We start from the raw sequence: 4,191 nt of genomic DNA on the forward strand, positions 1-4,191 counted from the left end.
CAACCGGCGCGCATTCGGCGCCGTTCGAACAATGGCGCATGCAGGGTTCGCGGTCGTCGTAGACGCAGGACTGCGGCCGACAGACGCACTCCGCAATCGCCCGCCCCCACCCGGGTCGCCGACCGTATCCACCTCCATGATGAATGAATCTCAATGATGGATAATCACCGTTATCCATCAAACATATTGTCGCACTTCCCTTTTCGTTCGTAGACTTTCGCGCGGATCGTTTGCAAACCGGAACAGACCGCCCTCCGCCGCGCCACACACTCCCTCCGGGATCCGGCCGGGCGACCCAGCCCTGATGCATCACGTACCTTCCGGTACGGGCACCCACCCCACCAGGCGCCTCGGTGCGGCCCCACCTCTCCCCGACTGCGCCCGCTCCTCCACCAATCCGTCACAGTGACACAACCGGGGTGTCACTCCCCTCCGCGTTCCGGCACCTCGGTCAGCCGGAACACCGGATGCAGCCCGGCTTCCTTCTCGAACTCCGCGGCAGGCGCGCCCGGATCCGCCCGGAAGTAGCCGCGCGCGGCGGACGCGACGGCCACGTACCGCGCGAGGACCGGTCCCGCCTCGCGCGCGGACACTTCCTCGACCGTGTAGCTGCGGGTGGTGCACCGGCGGGTCAGTCTCACCACCCCGGCCGCGCGCGCATTGTGCACCCAGGGCACGGCGCCGTACGGGGCGACGAGCCACCGGTGCCCGTCGTGTTCGACGACGGTGACCGGGTTCGATCGCGGCCGGCCGGTGCGCCTGCCGCGGGTCGTGAGCAGGTACGAGTGTGGGATCAGGCCCAGACGGACGAGTGCACTCATGACGATGTTCTCGAGGCGGTGCGCACGACCCCGCCGGTAGCGGCGAACGGGTCGCTCGGGTGGGATGTCGGCGTTCACGGGACCTCCCGGGCTACGGATGTTCTGCCGTGGTCCAGAATCTCCGACAAGTCGGTACTGTGCACCGCAGATGCTCGACGTGCTTCCCCCGAATCCGAGGACGGTGCCGATGACCGCGTCCGTGTGGCTCACACCCGGGCAGTTGTCCGAGCGTTCCGGCGTGTCCGTCTCGGCGTTGCACTACTACGAGTCACGCGGCCTGATCACCAGCCGCCGCACGTCCGGCAATCAGCGGCGGTACCGGCGCGACACCCTGCGCCGGGTGGCGTTCATCCGCGTCGCGCAGGGCGTCGGGGTGTCGCTCGACGAGATCCGTGACGCGCTGGACTCGCTGCCCGACAGCCGGGTGCCCACCGCCGCGGACTGGGCGCGGTTGTCGCAGCGCTGGCACGACCGGCTCACCGAACGCATCGAGGAACTGACCGAGCTGCGCGACAGCTTTTCCGGCTGCATCGGCTGCGGCTGCCTGAGCCTGAGCAGCTGCCCGCTGGCGAACCCGGGTGATGTGCTCGCCCAGCAGGGTCCGGGTCCGCGCCGCCTGCACCTGCACGACCGCTGATCCCCCGGTGTCTCGTTGTGGCGCCTGGGACCGCCACAACGCCACACCGGCGGCGGAGCCGCACCGTGGAAACGCGGGTGAAACATGAGTGGGCATATGCTGGCGCGCAGTATCCGGGCGTACCGGACACGCTGCGATCGCACCGAGGAGGCCCCATGCATCTGACGCCCTCCGAACAGGAGAAGTTGCTGCTCGCCGTCGCCGGGATGGTCGCCCGGGACCGGCACGCACGCGGCGTGAAGCTCAACTATCCGGAAACCACGGCACTGCTCACCAACTGGGTGATCGAACGCGCCCGCGACGGCCTGTCGGTCGCCGAACTGATGGTCGCGGGCCGTGAGGTCCTGACCCGCGACGACGTGATGGACGGGGTCGCGGAGATGCTCCCCGACGTCCAGGTGGAAGCGACCTTCCCGGACGGCCGCAAACTCGTCACCATCCACCAGCCGATCGCCTGAGGAGCACGCCATGGCAGGCCTGAACACCACCGGCCCCGGAGCGATCCGCGTCCGCGACGGCGACATCGAACTCAACGCCGACCGGGAACCGGACGAGCGCCTGGAACTGGTCATCGTGAACACCGGCGACCGTCCCGTGCAGATCGGCTCGCACCTGCATCTGCCCTATGCGAACCCGGCGCTCGAGTTCGACCGGGACGCCGCGCACGGATTCCGCCTCGACATTCCGTCGGGCACCTCCCACCGTTTCGAGCCGGGCGCGTCCCGCACCGTGCAGGCGGTCGCGTTGCGCGGCGCGCGGCGGGTACCGGGCATCGTGATCGGCGTCCCCGACGACGGCGCGCTCGACGGCCCCCTTTCCGAGCAGAACGGAGACTGAACCGATGGTTCGCATCTCACGGGAGCGCTACGCCGCGCTCTACGGTCCCACCGTCGGCGACCAGGTCCGTCTCGGCGATACCGATCTGTGGATCGAGATCGAGGAGGACCGCACCGTCGGCGGCGAGGAAGCGGTGTTCGGCGGCGGCAAGTCCATCCGCGAATCCATGGCGCAGGGGTCGACGACCCGCGCGCAGGGCGCACCGGACACGGTGATCACGAACGCGATCGTGCTGGACTGGTGGGGTGTCGTCCGCGCGGACGTGGGCATCCGGGACGGGCGGATCACTGCGCTGGGCCGGGCCGGGAACCCGGACATCGCGGACGGGGTGCATCCGGATCTGCAGATCGGGCCGTCCACGGACATCATCAGCGGTGAGGGCCGCATCCTCACCGCCGGCGGCTTCGACACGCACGTGCATCTGATCTCCCCGTCGCAGATCCACGAGGCGCTCGCGACCGGGATCACCTCGATCGCGGGGGGCGGGACGGGCCCGTCGGAGGGCACGAAGGCGACGACGGTGACGCCGGGCGAGTGGCATCTGGGCACGATCCATCGGAGTCTGGAGGCGTTGCCGGTCAACGTGTTGCTGTTCGGTAAGGGCAACACGGTGAGCATGGAGGGGTTGGCGGAGCAGGCGCTGGCCGGGGCCGCGGGCTTCAAGGTGCACGAGGACTGGGGGTCGACGCCGGCGGCGCTGGATGCGGCGTTGCGGGCGGCCGACGAGTGGGGGCTGCAGGTCGCGTTGCATTCGGACTCGCTGAACGAGGCGGGGTTCCTGGAGTCGACGATCGAGGCGATCGGCGGCCGGTCGATCCACGCGTTCCACACCGAGGGCGCCGGCGGTGGGCACGCCCCGGACATCATGCGTCTGGCGGGTGAGCCCTATGTGCTGCCGGGATCGACGAATCCGACGTTGCCGCACACGGTGAACACCGTCGCCGAGCATCTGGACATGCTGATGGTGTGTCATCACCTCAATCCGCAGGTGCCGGAGGATCTGGCGTTCGCCGAGTCGCGGATCCGGGCGACGACGATCGCCGCGGAGGATGTGCTGCACGACATGGGGGCGATGTCGATCACGTCGTCGGATGCGCAGGCGATGGGCCGGATCGGCGAGGTGATCACCCGGACCTGGCAGGTGGCGCACGTGATGAAGGCGCGGCGCGGGTCGTTGGGGTCGGCGTTGCCGGCGGACAACGAGCGGGCCCGCCGGTATGTCGCGAAGTACACGATCAATCCGGCGATCGCGCACGGTGTGGATGCGCACATCGGTTCGGTGGAGGTCGGGAAGATCGCGGATCTGGTGTTGTGGGAGCCGAAGCTGTTCGGGGTGCGGCCCAGTGCCGTGCTCAAGGGCGGCGGTCTGGTGTGGGGTGCGCTCGGTGACCCGAACGCCTCGATCCCGACGCCGCAGCCGGTGCTGCAGCGCCCGGCGCTGACCGATGCGATCGGGGCGGACCTGTCGGTGACGTTCGTGTCGCCCGCGGCGATCGAGGACGGTCTGGCGGATCGGCTCGGGATGCGCCGGCCGCTGGTGGCGGTGGCCGACACGCGGGGGGTCGGGAAGGCGCAGATGCGCAACAACGACGTGTTGCCGCGCATCGACATCGACCCGGAGACGTTCGAGATCGACATCGACGGGGAACGGATCGTGCCCGCGCCGGCCGAGCGGCTGCCGCTCGCCCAGTTGTATTCGCTGTTCTGACGTGGGCCGGGAGTCGACGGTGCCGTCGCAGTCGTTGTTGTTGGCGTTGCTCGCCGATGCGCGGTTGCCGACCGGTGCGCACACCCAGTCCGCGGGCCTGGAACCGGCGTTGCGGGCCGGGTTGCCGCCGGCGGACGTGCCGGGATACATCGCGGCCCGGTTGCGGACGGTGACGCTCGTGGAGGCGG

General features: G+C 69.6%; 5 protein-coding genes. 4 read left to right on the top strand and 1 reads right to left on the bottom strand.

All coding sequences use genetic code 11. The features are described 5' to 3' along the window. Positions 1–422 precede the first annotated feature (422 nt). The gene (locus tag ACN675_RS28060; RefSeq protein WP_420753934.1) at positions 423–899 is read right to left on the bottom strand and encodes a nitroreductase family deazaflavin-dependent oxidoreductase; all 477 of its coding nucleotides are present in this window, start codon (positions 897–899) and stop codon (positions 423–425) included. Positions 900–1,008: 109 nt separating this feature from the next. On the opposite strand from ACN675_RS28060, the gene soxR reads away from it, so the two are divergent. The 4 genes from soxR (at position 1,009) to ACN675_RS28080 (ending at position 4,003) form a co-directional block, all read left to right on the top strand. Further along, on the top strand, positions 1,009–1,458 hold the full coding sequence (gene soxR, locus ACN675_RS28065) for a redox-sensitive transcriptional activator SoxR (RefSeq protein ID WP_197252623.1): 450 nt from the start codon (positions 1,009–1,011) through the stop codon (positions 1,456–1,458). A 155-nt stretch (positions 1,459–1,613) separates the two neighbouring features. Beyond that, positions 1,614–1,916 carry an urease subunit gamma gene (locus tag ACN675_RS28070; protein WP_068160404.1) on the top strand — a complete coding sequence of 101 codons (303 nt, stop codon included), beginning with the start codon at positions 1,614–1,616 and terminating at the stop codon, positions 1,914–1,916. Between the two features lie 10 nt (positions 1,917–1,926). Further along, positions 1,927–2,295: an urease subunit beta gene (ureB, locus tag ACN675_RS28075; protein ID WP_420753935.1), complete on the top strand. Its 369-nt coding sequence runs from the start codon at positions 1,927–1,929 to the stop codon at positions 2,293–2,295. Between the two features lie 4 nt (positions 2,296–2,299). Continuing rightward, entirely contained in the window at positions 2,300–4,003 is a 1,704-nt protein-coding gene (locus ACN675_RS28080; protein WP_420753936.1) for an urease subunit alpha, read from the top strand. Positions 4,004–4,191: the final 188 nt, after the last annotated feature.

It is taken from the genome of Rhodococcus sp. O3 (assembly GCF_048897285.1).
Lineage (GTDB): Bacteria > Actinomycetota > Actinomycetes > Mycobacteriales > Mycobacteriaceae > Rhodococcus.

Excerpts from the sequence above, each read along its gene's own strand:
- ureB (WP_420753935.1), top strand. The coding sequence starts at position 1,927 with ATGGCAGGCCTGAACACCACCGGCCCCGGAGCGATCCGCGTCCGCGAC.
- ACN675_RS28080 (WP_420753936.1), top strand. The coding sequence starts at position 2,300 with ATGGTTCGCATCTCACGGGAGCGCTACGCCGCGCTCTACGGTCCCACC.
- ACN675_RS28070 (WP_068160404.1), top strand. The coding sequence starts at position 1,614 with ATGCATCTGACGCCCTCCGAACAGGAGAAGTTGCTGCTCGCCGTCGCC.
- soxR (WP_197252623.1), top strand. The coding sequence starts at position 1,009 with ATGACCGCGTCCGTGTGGCTCACACCCGGGCAGTTGTCCGAGCGTTCC.